This window comes from Pseudoalteromonas sp. SG44-1, from assembly GCF_014164315.1.
Lineage (GTDB): Bacteria > Pseudomonadota > Gammaproteobacteria > Enterobacterales > Alteromonadaceae > Pseudoalteromonas > Pseudoalteromonas rhizosphaerae.
Window position 1 is genome coordinate 54,527 of record NZ_JACJEW010000004.1, and the last position, 17,423, is coordinate 71,949.

The window sequence follows — 17,423 nt, forward strand, 5'->3', positions numbered from 1 at the left end:
GTATCAATAAAAAAGCAGACCTCGGTCTGCTTTTTTTATGCTTGTGCACTCAGATTAAATTACCCGAGAGAACCGAGTCGCGTTAATCTGTTTTTGTAAATGAGCATCAAAACACATACAAATGATACGAATAAACAAATTGCCGCGTGCTGTGACGGTTATTAAGTCTGCATCGATAGTCACCATGCCATCTGCTATTAGTGGCTCAAGAGCTTGCAGTGAGCTGGCAAAGTAATCTTTAAAGTCGAGTTGATAGGTATTAGCAATACTTTGCATATTCAGTTCAAAGTGGCAAATAAGCTGTTTGATCACATCAGCGCGAATAACGTCATCATTATCAAGTTTCATACCTTTGCTGATTGCACTGCCAAGCTGATTATCAATCGCGTGATAGTAATGCTTTAACTCTTTTTGATTTTGCAAAATAGCAGTGCCAATTTGTGAAATTGATGACACCCCTAAACCCAGCAAATCACAGTCTCCATGAGTGGTGTAGCCTTGAAAATTACGATGTAATTGCTGACTATTTTGTGCAATAGCTAACTCATTACTGGTTTTTGCAAAGTGATCCATACCAATAAACTGATAACCTGCGTTACTCATTTGTTCTAAGGTATTCTTAAACATGGTGAGCTTATCGTGAGCGCTAGGTAAATCTGCATCCTTAATTTTTCGCTGAGCGGCAAAGCGATCCGGTAAGTGCGCGTAATTAAATACCGATACACGATCAGGACTAAGGGCAATTAATTGCTCAATAGTCTCTTTAAAGCTCTCAGGGGTTTGCAGTGGTAAGCCATAAATCATATCTGCATTAATTGATTTGAAGCCGAGTTCACGGGCTTCACCAATCAAACTTTTTACTGCATCAGCACTTTGTGGACGGTTAACGGCAAGCTGTACATCATCATTAAAGTCTTGAATGCCAAATGATACACGGTTAAAGCCAAGGCTACGCAAGTGGCTGAGCATGTCAGTTGCCAGTGAGCGAGGGTCTATTTCAATACCACGCTCTGCATCGGGAGCAAACTTAAAGTGCAGCTCAAGTAGCGCGATTAAACGGCTCATTTGGCTGGTTGTTAAAAAAGTGGGCGTGCCACCGCCTAAATGCAGTTGCTGTACTTGATAGCTATCAAATAGCAGCGCTTGAGCGATGATTTCTTTTTCAAGATAATCTAGGTATAAGTCAGCTTTTGATTGATGGCGGGTTATTACTTTGTTACAGCCACAGTAATAGCAAAGCTGACTGCAAAACGGAATGTGGATATATAAAGATAAGCTGCGACTGTTTGATGAGTTAATTGCACTGATCAAGTCTTGTTGTTGATAGCCATCATTAAACGACAATGCTGTGGGGTAGGAGGTGTATCTTGGTCCAGACACATTGTACTTATTTATTAAGCTTTGATCCCATTTGGGTAAATTAATCATCACGCGCACCTTTTATATCATTTTCGTTAGTATAAAAAGGATGCGTCGAGGGAATATTGATCTACAACAAAAAAGAGTGCCGGAGCACTCTTTTGCTTATCAATATTGGCTTACTTAAGCTTAAACTGATTAACTGTTTTATTTAGTAAGCTGGCAAGCTCGTTAAGGTCCCTGGCTTCATCAGCAAGCTCAAGGGCATGATCTGCAGTGCTGTTCACTAAGTGATTAATTGCCGCTAAACTATTATTTATATCTTCGGCAACCACCGTTTGTTGCTCGGTTGAGGTGGCAATGTGATGACTTTGATCTTGTACTTTAGTCACTGAGTCAGCAATGTTTTGCAATGCATCTAGTACTTCTTGAGTTTGCGTAACCGAGCTTTGCGCGCGCTCTTGTCCTTGTTGCATCATAGTTGAAGCTTGCTGTGCAATTTGCTGTAAGCGTGAGATCATGTTGCGAATATCATCAGTTGACTCTTGTGTGCGACTGGCCAACGAGCGAACTTCATCGGCTACGACCGCAAAGCCACGGCCTTGCTCACCAGCACGGGCGGCTTCAATTGCAGCGTTCAGCGCCAGCAAATTGGTTTGCTCTGCAATGGAATTGATCACATCAACTACGGCGCCGATGTTACCACTTTCTTGCTCTAGGCCTGCGACCACTTTAGCAGCTTCGCCAATATGCTCAGCTAAGGCGGTCATCACGCTTTGTGCATTTTGCGAGCGAGTGGCGCCATCTGCAGTGATCTGTTGGACTTCCTCAGCTGCATTGTTGGTGTGTTGTGCATTACGGGAGATCTCCATAACCGTGGTCGCCATTTCGGTTACTGCAGCGCTAACACTATCAACCTGCTGTTTTTCTTGTTGAATTTCGTCATTAGTTTGTTGCGAAACCGATTTTAATTGTGCCGCCGCATCGGTAAGTTGTTCAGCCTGTACTGCGGTATTAAGCATCATAACGCGTAATTTATCGATAAAGGTATTCATATGATGAGCTAACTGGCCAACTTCATCTTTGCTATCAATAGTAATTTTTTGGGTTAAATCGCCATCCCCAGAAGCAATATCGCGCATAATATGGGTTAAGGTGATGATCGGTTGTGAGATCATCTGTGTGGCCCACAAAATCATTGCGATGATGATTAATAAAATAATAACGACCGAGCTGGTGGTGGTCATGACCGCGTCATTTACTGGCTCATCAATCATAGTGTGTGGCACTAAAATACCCACGTACCAGTTTAGATAAGGATGCTCTAATTGTAAGCGGTTATAAACCACAAAGTACTCTTGCCCTTGCAAGGTTACTTTGGCATCACCAGCGACGTTATTTTTCATTTGCTGGTTGAGCGCACTGAAGCCTTGCGTGTCGCTAAATTGTTTTTCAAGTACTTCTAAGCCTTCTTTACCGTTAGGACCTTCATCGGTGATTGAAAGTTTATGGTTGGTACGTTTTGAGAAATGCACCACTTTTTGGTCGCCATCGAGTAAAAAGCCAAAACCTTGACCGTTAAAACGAATATCTTCGACCATTTTATTGATTTTATTCAGTTGTAAATCTACGCCACCAAAACCAATTAGTTCGCGTTGCTTATTATAAACAGGCTGTTGCACAACCGCAGAGGCATTACCTGTGGTTAAATCAACTGAAATGGGCCCGACATATAAACGGTTAATTTTTAATGCATCTTGCCACCAACCACGTTTATAAGCGTAATACGGCTGGCCATTATAGTGGGTAGTACGTTCATGCTCTTTAAAATATTCACCGGTTTTGGCGGAGGCAAAAAATGCCGAGAGAATATTTTCATCATTGCTACTAATGCGTATAAAGTCTTGATTTACTTCGTCGTAGCCTAGCGCACCTTGGAGTGTTTGGTCGCGTTTATCCCATGCGTCAAACCAGTTAACGAGATGAGGATTATTCACAAAAGTTTCTACAACTTTGCCATATTGAGCAAAATAGCTCTGCATTGACAGCTGTTCACTTTGTAAGTAGCTGTATGCTTCGCGTTCAATACTTTGACGAGACAAGGCGGCTATATGGTTCACAAAGTAAGCCGAGGCAATAAGTAACAGCACACTGATAGTGCCACCAATTAATAACAGGATTTTTTTTCGTAATGATAGATTTCGTAACATAAGTGCACACATTCTTATTATTTAGTAGAGTAAGCACTCTTATCTAATCATATCTTTATCTTAATCGCTATTGTGTGCGATGAGAGAAGTGAACAAATTTCTATTTAATTGTAAGAGGAATGTTGCGTGGCGGGTACAAATAAAGACCAATTAATAGTATTGGGCGCAGGTTGGTTGGGTCAGCCATTGTGCTTACAACAGCTTGCAAAAGGCTGGGATGTTCAAGGCACTCATCGTAGCGCTGAGCATCAACATGCTTTTCAGCGCCAGTTAGTATTTGCAGATCAGCAATTAGTTCATCAACTAGATTTATATAATGCGTGGTGGGTGTGTGCTATACCACCACGTAGTCGCCACGCTGATAGCCATTATTTAGCCACGTTAAAATTAGCCATTGAACTGGCAGGCACCATGAATGCAAAAGGTTTTTTGTTGTGTTCATCAACGGCTGTTTATGATCAAGATAATCTAACCTATACAGAGCAAAGTGAGATTAAAGTAAGTACTGCACGCCAACAGCCATTAATTGATGCTGAGCAACTGGTATTAAATGCGGGTGGAAAAGTACTTAGACTCGGTGGTTTAATTGGGCCAGAGCGAGAGCCAGGGCGTTTTGTGGCAGGCAAAGAACTACAAAGTTCGAGCAACCAAACCGTTAATATGGTGCAGCAACAAGATGTTATTAATGCGATTGTTAGTGTGTTGGAGAATTGGCAAGTTGCAGCGCCAATTTACAATGTCGTCAATCCAGCTCATCCAAGCAAAGCAGATTACTATCAGCAAAAATGCCAGCAATACGGAACAACCCCTCCTACATTTACGAGTGACGAAAGCGCCGAACGCATCATTGATGGTTCGGCTATTGAATCACTTGGTTTTAACTATCAGTTTGCTATTTAAAACGACGGTAATACGCCTTTAGGTAATAAATTACACAACTCACCTTGCTGTAATAATAAATTAGCTGCTTCGATATCTGGGCCAAAATAACGGTCTTTATCGTAGTAGCTCACTTTTGTACGCAGTGTTGCTTTAGCTTGTTCAACTTTGGCTGATGCCTGCAATGGCTTTCTAAATTCTAACCCTTGTGCAGATGCCAACCATTCAATTGCCAGTACGCCTTGCGTGTTATCAGCCATTTCTTGCAGACGACGTGCTGCAAAAGTTGCCATAGAAACATGGTCTTCTTGGTTCGCTGAAGTTGGTAAGCTATCCACAGAAGCAGGGTGCGCCAATGATTTATTTTCAGACGCTAATGCTGCTGCGGTTACTTGTGCAATCATAAAGCCTGAATTAACGCCGCCGTTTTCAACTAAGAAAGGTGGCAACTTTGATAAGTTTGAATCAATGAGTAACGCAATACGACGCTCAGCTAGTGCACCAATTTCGGCAATCGCTAATGCTAAATTGTCGGCTGCCATAGCCACAGGCTCGGCGTGGAAGTTACCTCCCGAAATAATATCGCCTACATCAGCAAATACTAATGGGTTGTCGGTTACACCATTAGATTCACACAACAACACTTCGGCTGCTTGGCGAATTTGCGTTAAACACGCACCAAGTACTTGTGGCTGACAGCGTAGGCAATACGGGTCTTGTACTTTTTCACAATCCACATGAGCTTCGCTGATCTGTGAATGTTCACCGAGCATATCGCGAAACATTGCCGCGGTATCGATTTGACCAAGTTGGCCACGAATTTCATGAATACGTGCATCAAATGGCGAACGACTTCCCATTGCAGCTTCAATACTAATTGAGCCAATCGCGCAGCTTTGTGCATATAAATCCTCGGCCCGAAATAGCCCTTGAAGCGCAAATGCGGTAGAGGCTTGAGTGCCATTTAACAAAGCCAAGCCTTCTTTAGCGGCCAGTGTTAATGGCTCAAGACCGGCTATTTTAAGACCGTCAGCAGCGCTAATGAGTTTACCTTGATAGCGCATTTCGCCTTCGCCGAGCAGTGGTAAACACATATGTGAAAGTGGCGCTAAATCGCCAGATGCACCTACCGAGCCTTTTTTTGGCACGCATGGATAGACTTGTGCAGCAAGTAACTGCATAAAGAATTCGATCACTTTTAGGCGAATGCCAGAAAAGCCACGTGATAATGAATTAATTTTCAATACCATCATCAATCGTACTGTGCTGTCATCCATATAAGCACCGATGCCCGCAGCATGGGAAAGTACAATGGATCGCTGGAGTAACTCTAATTCATGTTCAGCAATTTTAGTATTGGCGAGTAAGCCAAAACCGGTATTAATGCCATATACCGTTCTGTGTTGATCAATCACGTCTTGCACGGTTTGTGCACTGGCTGCTATTTTTATCTCGCTATCTTTGGCGAGCGTTAACGTCACTGGTGATAAATTAATTTGACGCAGTGTTGCTAAATCGAGCTTTCCAGGTGTTAGGGTGAGTTTAAACATGATTATTCCTTATTTAACATTGGCAGGTCGAGGCCTTGCTCGGTCGCACAATTAATTGCAATATCGTAACCTGCATCCGCGTGGCGCATAACGCCCGTTGCAGGATCATTCCATAATACGCGGCCAACCCGCGCAGCTGCTTCGTCGGTGCCATCAGCAACAATGACTACGCCAGAATGTTGGCTAAAGCCCATACCTACACCACCACCATGATGAAGTGACACCCATGTTGCACCTCCTGCGGTATTCAGTAATGCATTAAGTAATGGCCAATCTGATACTGCATCTGAGCCGTCTTTCATTGCTTCGGTTTCACGGTTTGGACTCGCAACTGAGCCTGAGTCTAAATGGTCACGGCCGATCACAATCGGTGCTTTAAGCTCACCATTTTTGACCATCTCATTAAACGCCAGCGCTAAACGAGCGCGGTCTTTTAAGCCAACCCAGCAAATACGAGCAGGTAAGCCCTGGAATTGAATACGTTCACGAGCCATATCAAGCCAGTTATGTAAGTGTTTGTCGTCAGGAATAAGCTCTTTCACTTTTGCGTCGGTTTTATAAATATCTTCAGGATCGCCTGATAATGCCACCCAACGGAATGGACCAATTCCTTCGCAAAATAATGGACGAATATAAGCTGGCACAAAACCTGGGAAATCAAAGGCATTTGTTACGCCTTCGTCAAATGCCATTTGACGAATGTTATTGCCGTAGTCAGTTGTTGCAGCACCAGCTTGTTGTAGTGCTAACATTGCGTTGACTTGCACAGCCATAGATTGCTTAGCTGCTTTGACAACCGCTTGTGGATCTTGTTCACGCATTTTAGCCGCGTGTTGCATGCTCCAACCTTGCGGTAAATAGCCATTCAACGGGTCGTGAGCAGAGGTTTGATCGGTCACTACATCGGGAGTAATAGCTCGGTTAACAAGCTCACTAAATACATCAGCGGCATTACCAAGTAAGCCGACTGACAGCGCTTCGCCTTTGCCACACGCCTCGTTGATAAGCTCCAGTGCATGATCTAAATCGGTTGCTTTAACATCCACATAGCGGGTTTTGATCCGAAAATCGATACGCGTTTCATCGCATTCAACTACGAGTGCGCTAAATCCCGCCATGGTTGCCGCAAGTGGCTGCGCGCCGCCCATACCGCCTAAGCCACCGGTTAGCACCCACTTTCCAGCAGCGTCACCATTAAAATGTTGTTTTGCCATTGCTACAAAGGTTTCGTAGGTACCTTGTACTATGCCTTGTGATCCAATGTAGATCCATGATCCCGCAGTCATTTGCCCATACATCATCAAACCAAGTTTATCGAGCTCGTTAAAATGCTCCCAATTAGCCCAGTGAGGTACTAAGTTTGAGTTGGCAATTAATACTCGCGGTGCATTACTGTGAGTTTTAAATACCCCAACAGGTTTGCCTGATTGTACGAGTAGCGTTTCGTCGTCTTCGAGTCTGTCGAGAGTTTCGATGATTTTATCAAAGCAAGGCCAATCACGCGCTGCACGACCAATCCCACCGTACACAACTAAAGCATGTGGATGTTCGGCTACTTCAGGATCTAAATTATTCATTAACATGCGCTTAGCTGCTTCGGTGAGCCAGCTCTTAGCGCTGATTTTATCGCCGTGTGGGGCGCGGATAACGCGAGATTCATCAAGTCTGTTGTTCATAGATTACTCCTGTTGTATATACAAGCTTATTGGTTTCAAAAAATACGCTGTGAAGCGCATCATTTTGATTTTTATATTCTTTCTAATGTTATTTTTTACATATTACTTTTTAAAAGTTAAATGTCCGCCTAAGCGATACTTACTACCCGGTGATACTAAACGGGCAAAACTAACAATCCCAGATGATGACCAAGTACGCCTAATCACCTGTAAGCATGGCTCTTCATGGTATAAATTAAGCCATTGGCACATTTCGCTGTTAGGCATTATTGCTTCTACCGTATGGCGCGCTTCAGTTAATGGTGCGACGCTCGATAAATATTCGTGCGGAGTTAACGCAGTAAAATCTTGTTGAAGGTAGCTTGTTGCTAGGGCCGGGTTAACAAAGCGCTCCTCAACTTGCAGTGGCTGTTCGTTTTCGTTATGCACTAATACACTGCGATACACCACGCTATCTACTTCAACACCCAGTGCAATCGCAATTGGCGCAATGGCGCTGATAGATTCAAGCACTAATACTGTACAGCTGTAATTGCCGTTACGGGCTTTGACTTCATCTGCTATATTTTTAATTTCAAGCAATGATGATTGTGATTTAAAACTGGCAACAAACGTGCCTAAACCTTGGCTACGAGTAAGAATACCTGCTTCGGTTAATTCGCTTAACGCTCGGCGCGCAGTCATTCGACTAACACTAAATTGTTCGGCCAATTCATTTTCAGAAGCCACACGTTGGTTTTCAAGCCATGCGCCGCTGCGGATATTATCAACAATAAATTGCTTTATTTGTGCGAACTTAGGTGTCGTCATTAAATTATTATGGTCTTTTAAATTTACTATTAACTATAAGATGGCATATTTACCTTGTATATACAAGATGACTTGTTAGACTGAGAAAAAATAATTTTCGGAGTTAATATGACAACAATCACTGCAAATGATCCGGCTAATGACTGGGATTTATTGATCACCGATGCCAATATCGCAACTATGGATTGCAGTATTGCAGCACCTTATGGCGCCATCGAAAATGCAGCGCTGGCAATCCGTAAAGGTGTCATTGTGTGGTTGGGTAAACAGGCCGATTTACCTAAATTCGACGTATTAGCAACGCCGATGCTTTCAGCAAAAGGGCAGTGGCTAACACCTGGTTTAATTGATTGTCATACCCACTTAGTGTTTGCCGGCTCAAGAGCTGAAGAGTTTGAACAGCGTTTACAAGGTGTTAGTTACGAGCAAATAGCAGCGCAAGGTGGGGGGATCGCTAGTACGGTAGCAGCCACACGAGCTGCGGATCATGAGGCTTTATTTGTGCTCGCGAAGGATCGTCTCAATGCCCTCTATGCCGAGGGAGTGAGTACCGTTGAGATCAAATCTGGTTACGGACTTGATTGCGAAAATGAAGTTAAAATCCTCGAAGTGGCACGTTTGTTAGGTGAAAATCACCCAATTGATGTAAAAACGACATTTTTGGGGGCACATGCCCTACCTTTGGAATATAAAGGTCGCAGTGATGAGTATATCGATCTGGTTTGTAATGAGATGCTTGAGCAAGTGGTCACTGCAAATTTAGCCGATGCTGTCGATGTGTTTTGCGAAAATGTTGGTTTTAGTAATGAGCAAACTCGCCGAGTTTTTAATGCCGCAAAAAAACATAATTTGCCAGTGAAATGTCATGCTGAACAGCTTTCAAATCAGCAAGGAGCACAATTAGTCGCTGAATTTAATGGGTTATCTGCTGATCATATTGAACATTTAGATGAAGCTGGAGTAAAGGCCATGGCTGCAGCAGGCGCTGTGGCGGTATTATTACCCGGGGCATTTTATTTTTTACGCGAAACCAAACAGCCGCCAATTGAGCTATTAAAACAGTATCAAGTACCAATAGCGATTTCGACAGACTTTAATCCAGGTACATCACCCTTGTGTTCTTTGCAATTAATGATGAATATGGGGTGTACTTTATTTCGCTTAACTCCTGAAGAAACTCTCGCCGGAGTTACGCGTAATGCCGCCAAAGCATTGGGTTTAACTGATCGCGGAGTGTTAAAAGTCGGCATGCGTGCCGATATAGCTCATTGGCAAATATCCCACCCAGCACAATTAAGTTATCAATTTGGCGTGAATAAACTGTTAAATCTGTGGATTTTGGGTAGACTAAATTAGTCTGTTGTAATGTTGTACTCAAAAAATGATTTTAATCGCGCTATTAACAAATACGGGACTTGAATATTCTGCAGGGAGCGCTTTTTTAAACAATATATTGACGCCTACTTTTTTAGCCGGCGCTATTTTTATGGCGATGATCTGTGCCTTGTGCGTGGTTAAAAAGCCATTACTGCGCTTTAGCTATCTCAGCAATGGGGTACTTGGGCTGGCAGTATTAAGCGGCGGCTTTAACTTTTTGGAGTTACTATTTGCACTGAGTATTGGTTTGCATTTATGGCTGGCATTTTCGCAAAATAAATGGACTATGCTCACTTTGAGCTGTTGCTCAGCACTTGTATTTACGGTGTGCTTAGCGGCTCATTTACTACTTGAGTTACCTCTTTATTTAATTGTACTGGCGAGCATTGTACTGGCTATGTCTGGCTATTTTGATGATGAAGAGCTTGTTGCTGAGGCTGATGACGCAGCGCATATAAATCACTTTATGGAGCCTGCGCCGTTATTAAATCTTCCCGATATTAAGCAGTTACGACAAGGTTATTACGACTGGCGTAAAAACAATCAACAACGAGCTGCGTTGGTGGTTATCCGGTTGGAGGGGTTTGCTCAGGTTAATCAGCATATTGGCCGAGACTTTGGGGATTTACTATTAGCGCAGTCTGCAAACCGTATTAAGCAACTACTGCTTATTGAAGAAGTGATTAATTTAGCTGGGGAACAAAAATTAGCTCACCTTGGTGGCCTTAATTTTGCATTTATATGTAATTTAGCGCAGCAAAAACATCTACATGAGCAATTAATCAATCAAATACTAGGGGCCACCTTGAAGCCGTTTAATGTGGCTAATTGCACTATTAAAGTCAATGCACGGGCCAGTTTCGTTGATTGCGATGAACAAGAAAATAGCTTTGATAATTTAATTTCGTTTGCTTACCTCGCTTTAGATAGCCACCCAAAACAACAAGTGGTGGTGTACCATCAACAAATGAGAATAGAGCAACTAGAACAGCAAGCGCGTTTGCAAGAATTAGCAAATATCGATTTTTCTAGCGAACTTGAACTGTACTTCCAACCCATCATTTGCAATCACGATGAAAAAATTGAATTTTTAGAGTTGTTACTGCGTTGGCAACATCCCAGACAAGGGATTTTATCGGCTAATCGATTTATTGATGATATACGTGTTGCAGGGCTTGCTTATCCATTAGCCACATTTGTTATTGAACGCGCCGCAGAGCTTGCAATGGCACTGCGCATGGAAGGCATAACGATGCCTTTGAGTATCAATTTATTTGGCTCTGAAATGCTAAATGAAGAATTTATCGAATTCCTTGATCACATTTTTATCGAACATCAACTACAAACTGGCGATTTAATTGTCGAGTGTCCACTTAATCTGTTTATGAGTTTAGATGAGCAAGGTAAAGCAATGGTCGCACGCATCAATAGCATTGGTATTAAAGTCTGTGTGGATGGCCTTGGTGATAGCCCTATTTGGCTTGCTAAGTTACCAAATTTAGCCGTTGCATATGTGAAAATAGCGCCTTCATTAACAGCTGATTTCAGTCATCAAAGCCATGTTCGTAGTTTGATAAGTGGTATGGTTGATATGCATAACCAACAAAATGCGAAGGTAATTTGCGAAGGGGTAGAAACACTGGAGCAGCTTAATTTTGTAAAAAGTTTAAACGCCTATGCTGCGCAGGGTTATTACTACAGTCATCCACTGAGCAGTGTTGGCATGATCTCTTGGTTAAAACAATGGCAAATAGAGCATCCGTAATCGTTTTTTAGTTTGCTTTGGCTTGTAAATAAGCATTCACGAGAGCTGTGATTATTTGCCCTGCATCGCTCATTCCGGCCTGTATACCACTAGGATGTTGGTTGGGGGCTGCTTCACATAAATGCAAGTATTGGCTGTTTACTTGACTGGCAGCTAAATGCACAAAGTGCTCGGCATCGCTAACACTAAAACCACAATTGGTATACGCACTGACGGGCATTAATGAAATGCTATCAAGATCCACTTCAACCCCAAGTGGTGCATCAATTAGATTATATAGTGCCTGCTGGCATGCTTCAGTTAAGGTTTTTTCGCGCCTCACTTGCAGCGCTTGGTAGCTATCATAACTAAATTGGGCAGCAGCTAAAGCATCAATAATTGCTTGATTGTTTTTCAGCTCGTGCATGCCAATAACATGATAATTATTTAAGTGTTGCTCGTTATATGCATAGCGAAAACCATTACCACTATGGCGGCCTTCACAGTCACGGAAATCGGCATGAGGGTCAAAGTTGATCGCGTTTATTGGGCGCTGTTTATGCTTGCTTAATGCGCGAATAATACCAAGGCAGTTATTATGGCCACCGCCAATAACGATTGGCTCTAACCCCGCAGCAAAAATTAAGCTCAGCACTTGCTCAACACGTTGATCAAGCTGGGCGCATAACTGGCGTAATTGTGTTAGTTGCTGAGGATTTTGGTTTGATAAATCGCGCGCCGCAAGAGTCAAATCGCTGATCGCGACTTCGCCTAATAACAAAACTTTTTCGTTCGCTAAAAATTGGTTATCAGGTTGATTTAAAAAGCGCTTAAGAAATGCTTGCCAGCCATCTTCGGCACCACCATTGCCTAAGTTGGCGCGTGGCCCGATATCTTCGCAAATACCTAGTAATACATACTTAATACCAAATTGCGCGGCATCGCGCATGGCTTGTAAAGGATCAACACCAGTGTCAAGTAGGGCTATTGACTGCCATGCTTTTCTTTCATTAGCGCGACTGCTACACCAAGCTTTTACAGTCGCTTCATCATAGATATGTAGGTGGTTTGACACTCGTTATTCTTCTACGATTTCCAGTTCAAGTTCTTCACCAGATAATACAATACCGGTGCTATCTGCATAGATAAAGTCGTCATCAAAAAATGATACACCAGCGAAGTTAACGCCAATGCCGTCTTCACCAGCACCGGTGCTGTCTGCTGCAACAGGGATTGAAGCAATTGCTTGAATACCTAAATCAAGCTCTTCAAGTTCATCAACATGACGTACTGCACCGTATACCACAATGCCTTGCCAGTTATTTTCTACAGCTAGTTCAGCAAGCTCGATATCGATTAATGCGCGACGAGTTGAACCACCCCCATCAATTAATAATACACATTCTTCGCCGTCTTGAGAGAGTATGTCGCGGATCAGTTCATTATTTTCAAAACATTTGACGGTTTTAATACGGCCACTAAAATTGTGGCGACCACCAAAGTTAATAAACATAGGTTCGAGCACATCGACCACATCGGCAAAGTGATCGCATAAATCTGAAGTGCTGTAATCCATTTTTCTATCCTTTCTAAAGATACGTGAGCTGATGTTCAGTATACCTTTCTTAAATGCAATAACAACGACTTAATAACAGTAAATTGCGCTCTTTTTAAACAATTATTGCGCTAAAACAGGAAAAGCAATATTAGTGTCTTAAAAGCGTCACTCAATTGTTATTTTCACCGCCTAAGCTGAAATTGTGTACAGAGTTTGCACAATTAAAGGAGCAAGTAATGAGTGAGAACAACATGCTAAAAAAAGTTGTCCAACTGGACCAAAGTTTGTTTTTGATGCTATTTAATGGCAATGCCCCAAAATGGTTAAAAAATTCAGCTTTAGGTTTCTCAAAAACAGGCAATGGAGGGCTTTATGTATTAATCGCTGTTGGTTTTGGCTGGCTTAGCAGTGAAGCTGAATTACGGCTTATGGCGATGACTCTATTGCTGGGCTTTTTAATTGAGCGACCCATTTATTACGTGGCTAAAAATAGTTTTGCCAGAATTCGGCCATGTGATTGTTTAGTAAAAGGCGCATACATTACGCCCAGCGATAAATTTAGTTTACCGTCAGGGCACAGTGCTGGCGCATTTTTAGTTGCCGTTATCTTAGCGCAGTATTTCCCGCAATTCGCAGAGTTATGTTTTTTGTGGGCAACGGGGGTCGCAGCATCGCGGGTGTTACTTGGGGTACATTTTCCTGTTGATGTAGTGCTTGGTGCATTGATGGGGGGAAGCTGTGGTTTATTGGCAATCTTGATAGTGGCTACCTTATGAAAATACTTTATGGCATTCAAGGGACCGGTAATGGTCATATAACCCGAGCAAGGGTGATGGCGAATGCGTTTAAGCAAATGGGGATTGCTGTAGATTATGTGTTTTCAGGGCGAGCCCAGCAGAATTACTTTGATATGGACGAGTTTACTAATTATCGCAGCTTTCGGGGGTTATCTTTTACTACTCAAAATGGTCAAGTCAATAGTTACCAAACAGTGAAAAATAGCCGTATATGTAGATTACTAAAAGACATAAAGCAGTTAGATGTATCGGGTTATGATTTTGTGTTTAATGACTTTGAACCGATCACTGCATGGGCAGCAAAACGCCAAGCAGTGCCAGTAATAGGCATGAGTCATCAAGCTGCATTTTTATCACCCAAAGTACCAATGTTTGGCCATAGTTTACTGCGCCGCTCATTAATAAAATATTATGCTCCTGCTGATACCTATTTAGGCGTGCATTGGCAGCCATTCGCACAAAATATCATCCCTCCTTTTATTGCTCATCATCGACATGATAATCCGGTCAATGTTGACAATAAAGTATTGGTATATTTACCTTTTGAAGAACTGCGAAGTGTGATTGATTACTTACAAGATTTTCCTGAAAAAGAATTTTATTGTTACCACCCGCAAGCTCAGGATAGTTCATCCGCTAATATTCATCTACGAGCCCCTTCACGTGGTGGCTTTTTAAATGATTTAGCCAATGCCAGTGGCGTGATCGCAAATGCGGGTTTTGAGCTCTCTAGCGAAGCACTAAAATTAGGTAAAAAACTGTTATTGAAACCATTGTCAGGGCAGTTTGAACAAGACGCCAATGCACAAACATTATTAGCAATGAAAGCCGCGCACGTAATGAATTACTTAAACCCCAATGCGTTGGATGACTGGCTCAATAGTACATCACAAAAACAGATTAATTTTCCAAGTGATCCACAGCCATTAGTTGAGTGGTTAGCAGCTAAACAGTGGCATAACACACAGGAATTACATCAAAATTTGTGGGCTTCGGTAGGTTAAATTCAAAATCAACGGATTTTTTAAAGCACTGTAGTAAAAAACAATAATAATGTAAGCCAATTGTTAGTTATTTAACTATACTATCTTGCAGTGATTTATTTTATAGGCTGTTGTTAATGAGTTTACTCCAAAATTTGACTATTAAACGTCGTTTACAAGTCAATGCATTAGTTGTTGGTCTCGCTATGGTCGTTATGTTGTGCGTCATTATCTATGAGGCACGCATTATGCTGAAACTAAATGAAACGATTCAGTATGCTGAAGAGCTTGATATACACGAACTGTCAATGCGTAAGTACGAAAAAGACTTTTTGTTTTATAAGCAAGAAGGCAGCTTAGAGTTATTCGATCAAGAATATGAGCAGCTACAGGTTAAAATAAAAATGTTGGCTCAGTTATCAGCCGAGCTTGATATTGCCACTGCGCAAGTCGAGCAATTTGTAGCACTTGCTAAGCAGTATAATGACGACTTTCAAAAAGTTGTAAAATTACAAAAGAAAATTGGTTTGCACCCTAAAGATGCGCTTTATGGCGAACTACGAGATGCTGTACATCAAATGGAAACGCTGTTAAATAAGCAAGATAACTATCATTTACTCACTTTGATGTTGCAGCTTAGACGCTCTGAAAAAGATTTTATGCTGCGTTTTGACCTAAAATATTTAACTCGTTTTGAAGACGGCGTATCGCAGCTAGAACGTCAAATTCGCAACGAAAACTTGGCTTCAAGTGACCAGTCTGAGCTGTTACGTTTACTTGCAATTTATAAAAGTAAGTTTAAGTCGTTAGTTGATGCGCAAGTTGCATTAGGTCTGGATTTAGGTTCAGGTGCACTTGGTAAAATGAGAGACAGCGTTAAACAAAGTGATGATTTAGTCACTTTAATTACGACTGCAACGAAACAACAAGTTGAGTCTACTGCTGCACAAGCACAAATGATTGCTATCGCAATTTTTATTGTTGCCAGCTTACTGGTGATGATTTTGGTGTACTTTACAAGTCGCTCGATTATCGTGCCGATTGAACGGGTGTATCACACCATCAATGAAATTCGTCGCAACAATGATTTACGACTTGTTATAGAACACAGTGGTAAAGACGAAGTTACTACCATGACGATCGATTTTAATAGTCTCATAAATGATTTTAAAGAACTGATCTACGAAGTGAATACAGCTTTAACAACTTTAAATATCGCTACCGATCATTTATCGGAGACTACTGCTGCAACCAGCTCGGGCATGCAAGAGCAGTTGCATGAAGCTGATATGGTTGCAACCGCCGCAACTGAAATGCAAGCTACCATTCAAGACATTTCTCATAATACCGAGGCTGCAGCCAAAAAAGCAGAATCAACCAATCAAAGTGCTCAACAGGGACGCAAGGAAGTTGAAGCAACGGTTAAGCAGATCAATCAATTATCTGATTCACTGGGTAATGCCACTACCGTAGTATCACAGCTTGAAAAAGACGGTGAAACCATTGGCTCAGTATTGGATGTTATTCGTGGTATTGCTGAACAAACTAATTTACTAGCACTCAATGCCGCAATCGAAGCTGCGCGCGCCGGAGAGCAAGGCCGTGGCTTTGCTGTTGTTGCTGATGAAGTGCGTTCACTTGCACAGCGTACTCAAGAGTCAACCAAAGAGATTGAGAGCATTATCTCGATTTTACAAGGGCGTACTCAAGAAGTCGTAAGCATAATGCAACGATGCCGAACACAAGGCGGCGAAAGCGCAGCACAAGCAACAAAAGCGGGTGAACTACTGAACTCTATTACCGAAGATGTGCAAACTATTATGGAAATGAGCACGCATATTGCCACCGCAATTGACGAGCAAAGCCAAGTTGCTTCTGAGGTGAATAAAAACGTCGTGCGTATTCGTGATATCGCCGAAGATGCCTCAGCTCATTCATCAAAAAATGCACAAACTAGCGAAGAGGTATCAGAGCAAGCAAGAGTGCTTTACGCCGCGATAGATAAGTTTAAGGTTTAAAAACAGAAGCTAGGTTCTAGGATTTAGGTTCTAGGAATTAGCTGAGCTTTAAGCGCTAAGCCATAAGTTTTAAGCAGCCCTGAGTTGTTTGAAAGTTATGGCTTTTTTGTTTGGATAATTAAATAAGCGCCGCGCCTCTGAGCCTCTTTGTAAATATTTCAATTAAAGATCTTTTGCACAAAGAGAAGGGAGTGAAAAGCTTCGGGTTTTGAGCAACGAGCTGCGGGTATACGCCTAGCTCCATTGTAGGTCGTCATTTATGGCGAAAATCAATTAACTATTGGAATTGACTGCTAAAGCACGACCTACGCCAACCTCAGCCTTTAGGCCCTACCTCTAAAACGCAGCGTCTCTTGACCTCTTTGTGAATAATTCACTAAATTTTTTTGCACACAGAGAAGGGAATGAGCAGTAAATGAAGGAAACTTAGCGCTTAGTATTGGCATGCTTAAATAACTGATA

General features: G+C 42.2%; 13 protein-coding genes. 6 read left to right on the plus strand and 7 right to left on the minus strand.

The genetic code is table 11. From position 1 onward, the window contains the following. Positions 1-54: 54 nt before the first annotated feature. Both hemN and H5187_RS02880 read right to left on the minus strand, forming a co-directional pair. A complete protein-coding gene (gene hemN / locus H5187_RS02875; RefSeq protein WP_182717683.1) occupies positions 55-1,428 on the minus strand; it encodes an oxygen-independent coproporphyrinogen III oxidase in 1,374 nt (457 codons plus the stop codon). A gap of 110 nt (positions 1,429-1,538) precedes the next feature. Then, entirely contained in the window at positions 1,539-3,569 is a 2,031-nt protein-coding gene (locus tag H5187_RS02880; protein ID WP_182797525.1) for a methyl-accepting chemotaxis protein, read from the minus strand. A 126-nt stretch (positions 3,570-3,695) separates the two neighbouring features. Between H5187_RS02880 and H5187_RS02885 the strand changes: the two genes are divergently transcribed. Next, complete coding sequence (locus H5187_RS02885) at positions 3,696-4,469, plus strand: NADP-binding protein (RefSeq protein ID WP_182760688.1); 774 nt, start codon at positions 3,696-3,698, stop codon at positions 4,467-4,469. Here H5187_RS02885 and hutH read toward each other — a convergent pair. From hutH to hutC, 3 genes are all read right to left on the minus strand, one after another. Further along, the gene (gene hutH / locus H5187_RS02890) at positions 4,466-5,998 is read right to left on the minus strand and encodes a histidine ammonia-lyase (RefSeq protein WP_145238455.1); all 1,533 of its coding nucleotides are present in this window, start codon (positions 5,996-5,998) and stop codon (positions 4,466-4,468) included. The two genes, H5187_RS02885 and hutH, sit on opposite strands and share 4 nt — an antisense overlap. Positions 5,999-6,000: 2 nt before the next feature. Beyond that, a complete protein-coding gene (gene hutU, locus H5187_RS02895) occupies positions 6,001-7,674 on the minus strand; it encodes a urocanate hydratase (protein WP_145238458.1) in 1,674 nt (557 codons plus the stop codon). 102 nt (positions 7,675-7,776) lie between these two features. Continuing rightward, positions 7,777-8,484 carry a histidine utilization repressor gene (gene hutC / locus H5187_RS02900; RefSeq protein ID WP_149982615.1) on the minus strand — a complete coding sequence of 236 codons (708 nt, stop codon included), beginning with the start codon at positions 8,482-8,484 and terminating at the stop codon, positions 7,777-7,779. Positions 8,485-8,592: 108 nt separating this feature from the next. Here hutC and hutI point away from each other — a divergent pair, with 108 nt between their 5' ends. Both hutI and H5187_RS02910 read left to right on the plus strand, forming a co-directional pair. Then, entirely contained in the window at positions 8,593-9,840 is a 1,248-nt protein-coding gene (gene hutI, locus H5187_RS02905; protein WP_182717687.1) for an imidazolonepropionase, read from the plus strand. Between the two features lie 130 nt (positions 9,841-9,970). Beyond that, positions 9,971-11,626 (plus strand): GGDEF domain-containing phosphodiesterase, encoded by a 1,656-nt coding sequence (locus H5187_RS02910; RefSeq protein WP_179959215.1) that lies wholly within the window; start codon positions 9,971-9,973, stop codon positions 11,624-11,626. Positions 11,627-11,633: 7 nt separating this feature from the next. Here the strand turns inward: H5187_RS02910 and H5187_RS02915 are convergent, their stop codons facing one another. Together H5187_RS02915 and rraA are read right to left on the minus strand one after the other, a co-directional pair. Next, positions 11,634-12,680 carry a formimidoylglutamase gene (locus tag H5187_RS02915; RefSeq protein WP_182740287.1) on the minus strand — a complete coding sequence of 349 codons (1,047 nt, stop codon included), beginning with the start codon at positions 12,678-12,680 and terminating at the stop codon, positions 11,634-11,636. A 3-nt stretch (positions 12,681-12,683) separates the two neighbouring features. Beyond that, positions 12,684-13,181 carry a ribonuclease E activity regulator RraA gene (rraA, locus tag H5187_RS02920; protein ID WP_145238473.1) on the minus strand — a complete coding sequence of 166 codons (498 nt, stop codon included), beginning with the start codon at positions 13,179-13,181 and terminating at the stop codon, positions 12,684-12,686. 218 nt (positions 13,182-13,399) lie between these two features. Here rraA and H5187_RS02925 point away from each other — a divergent pair, with 218 nt between their 5' ends. The 3 genes from H5187_RS02925 (at position 13,400) to H5187_RS02935 (ending at position 16,961) form a co-directional block, all read left to right on the plus strand. Further along, entirely contained in the window at positions 13,400-13,939 is a 540-nt protein-coding gene (locus H5187_RS02925) for a phosphatase PAP2 family protein (protein ID WP_145238476.1), read from the plus strand. After that, positions 13,936-14,964: an MJ1255/VC2487 family glycosyltransferase gene (locus tag H5187_RS02930; protein ID WP_149982619.1), complete on the plus strand. Its 1,029-nt coding sequence runs from the start codon at positions 13,936-13,938 to the stop codon at positions 14,962-14,964. Before H5187_RS02925 ends, H5187_RS02930 begins: the two co-directional genes overlap by 4 nt. A gap of 116 nt (positions 14,965-15,080) precedes the next feature. After that, positions 15,081-16,961, plus strand: coding sequence for a methyl-accepting chemotaxis protein (locus H5187_RS02935; protein WP_182717689.1), 1,881 nt, complete (start codon positions 15,081-15,083; stop codon positions 16,959-16,961). Positions 16,962-17,423 lie beyond the last annotated feature (462 nt).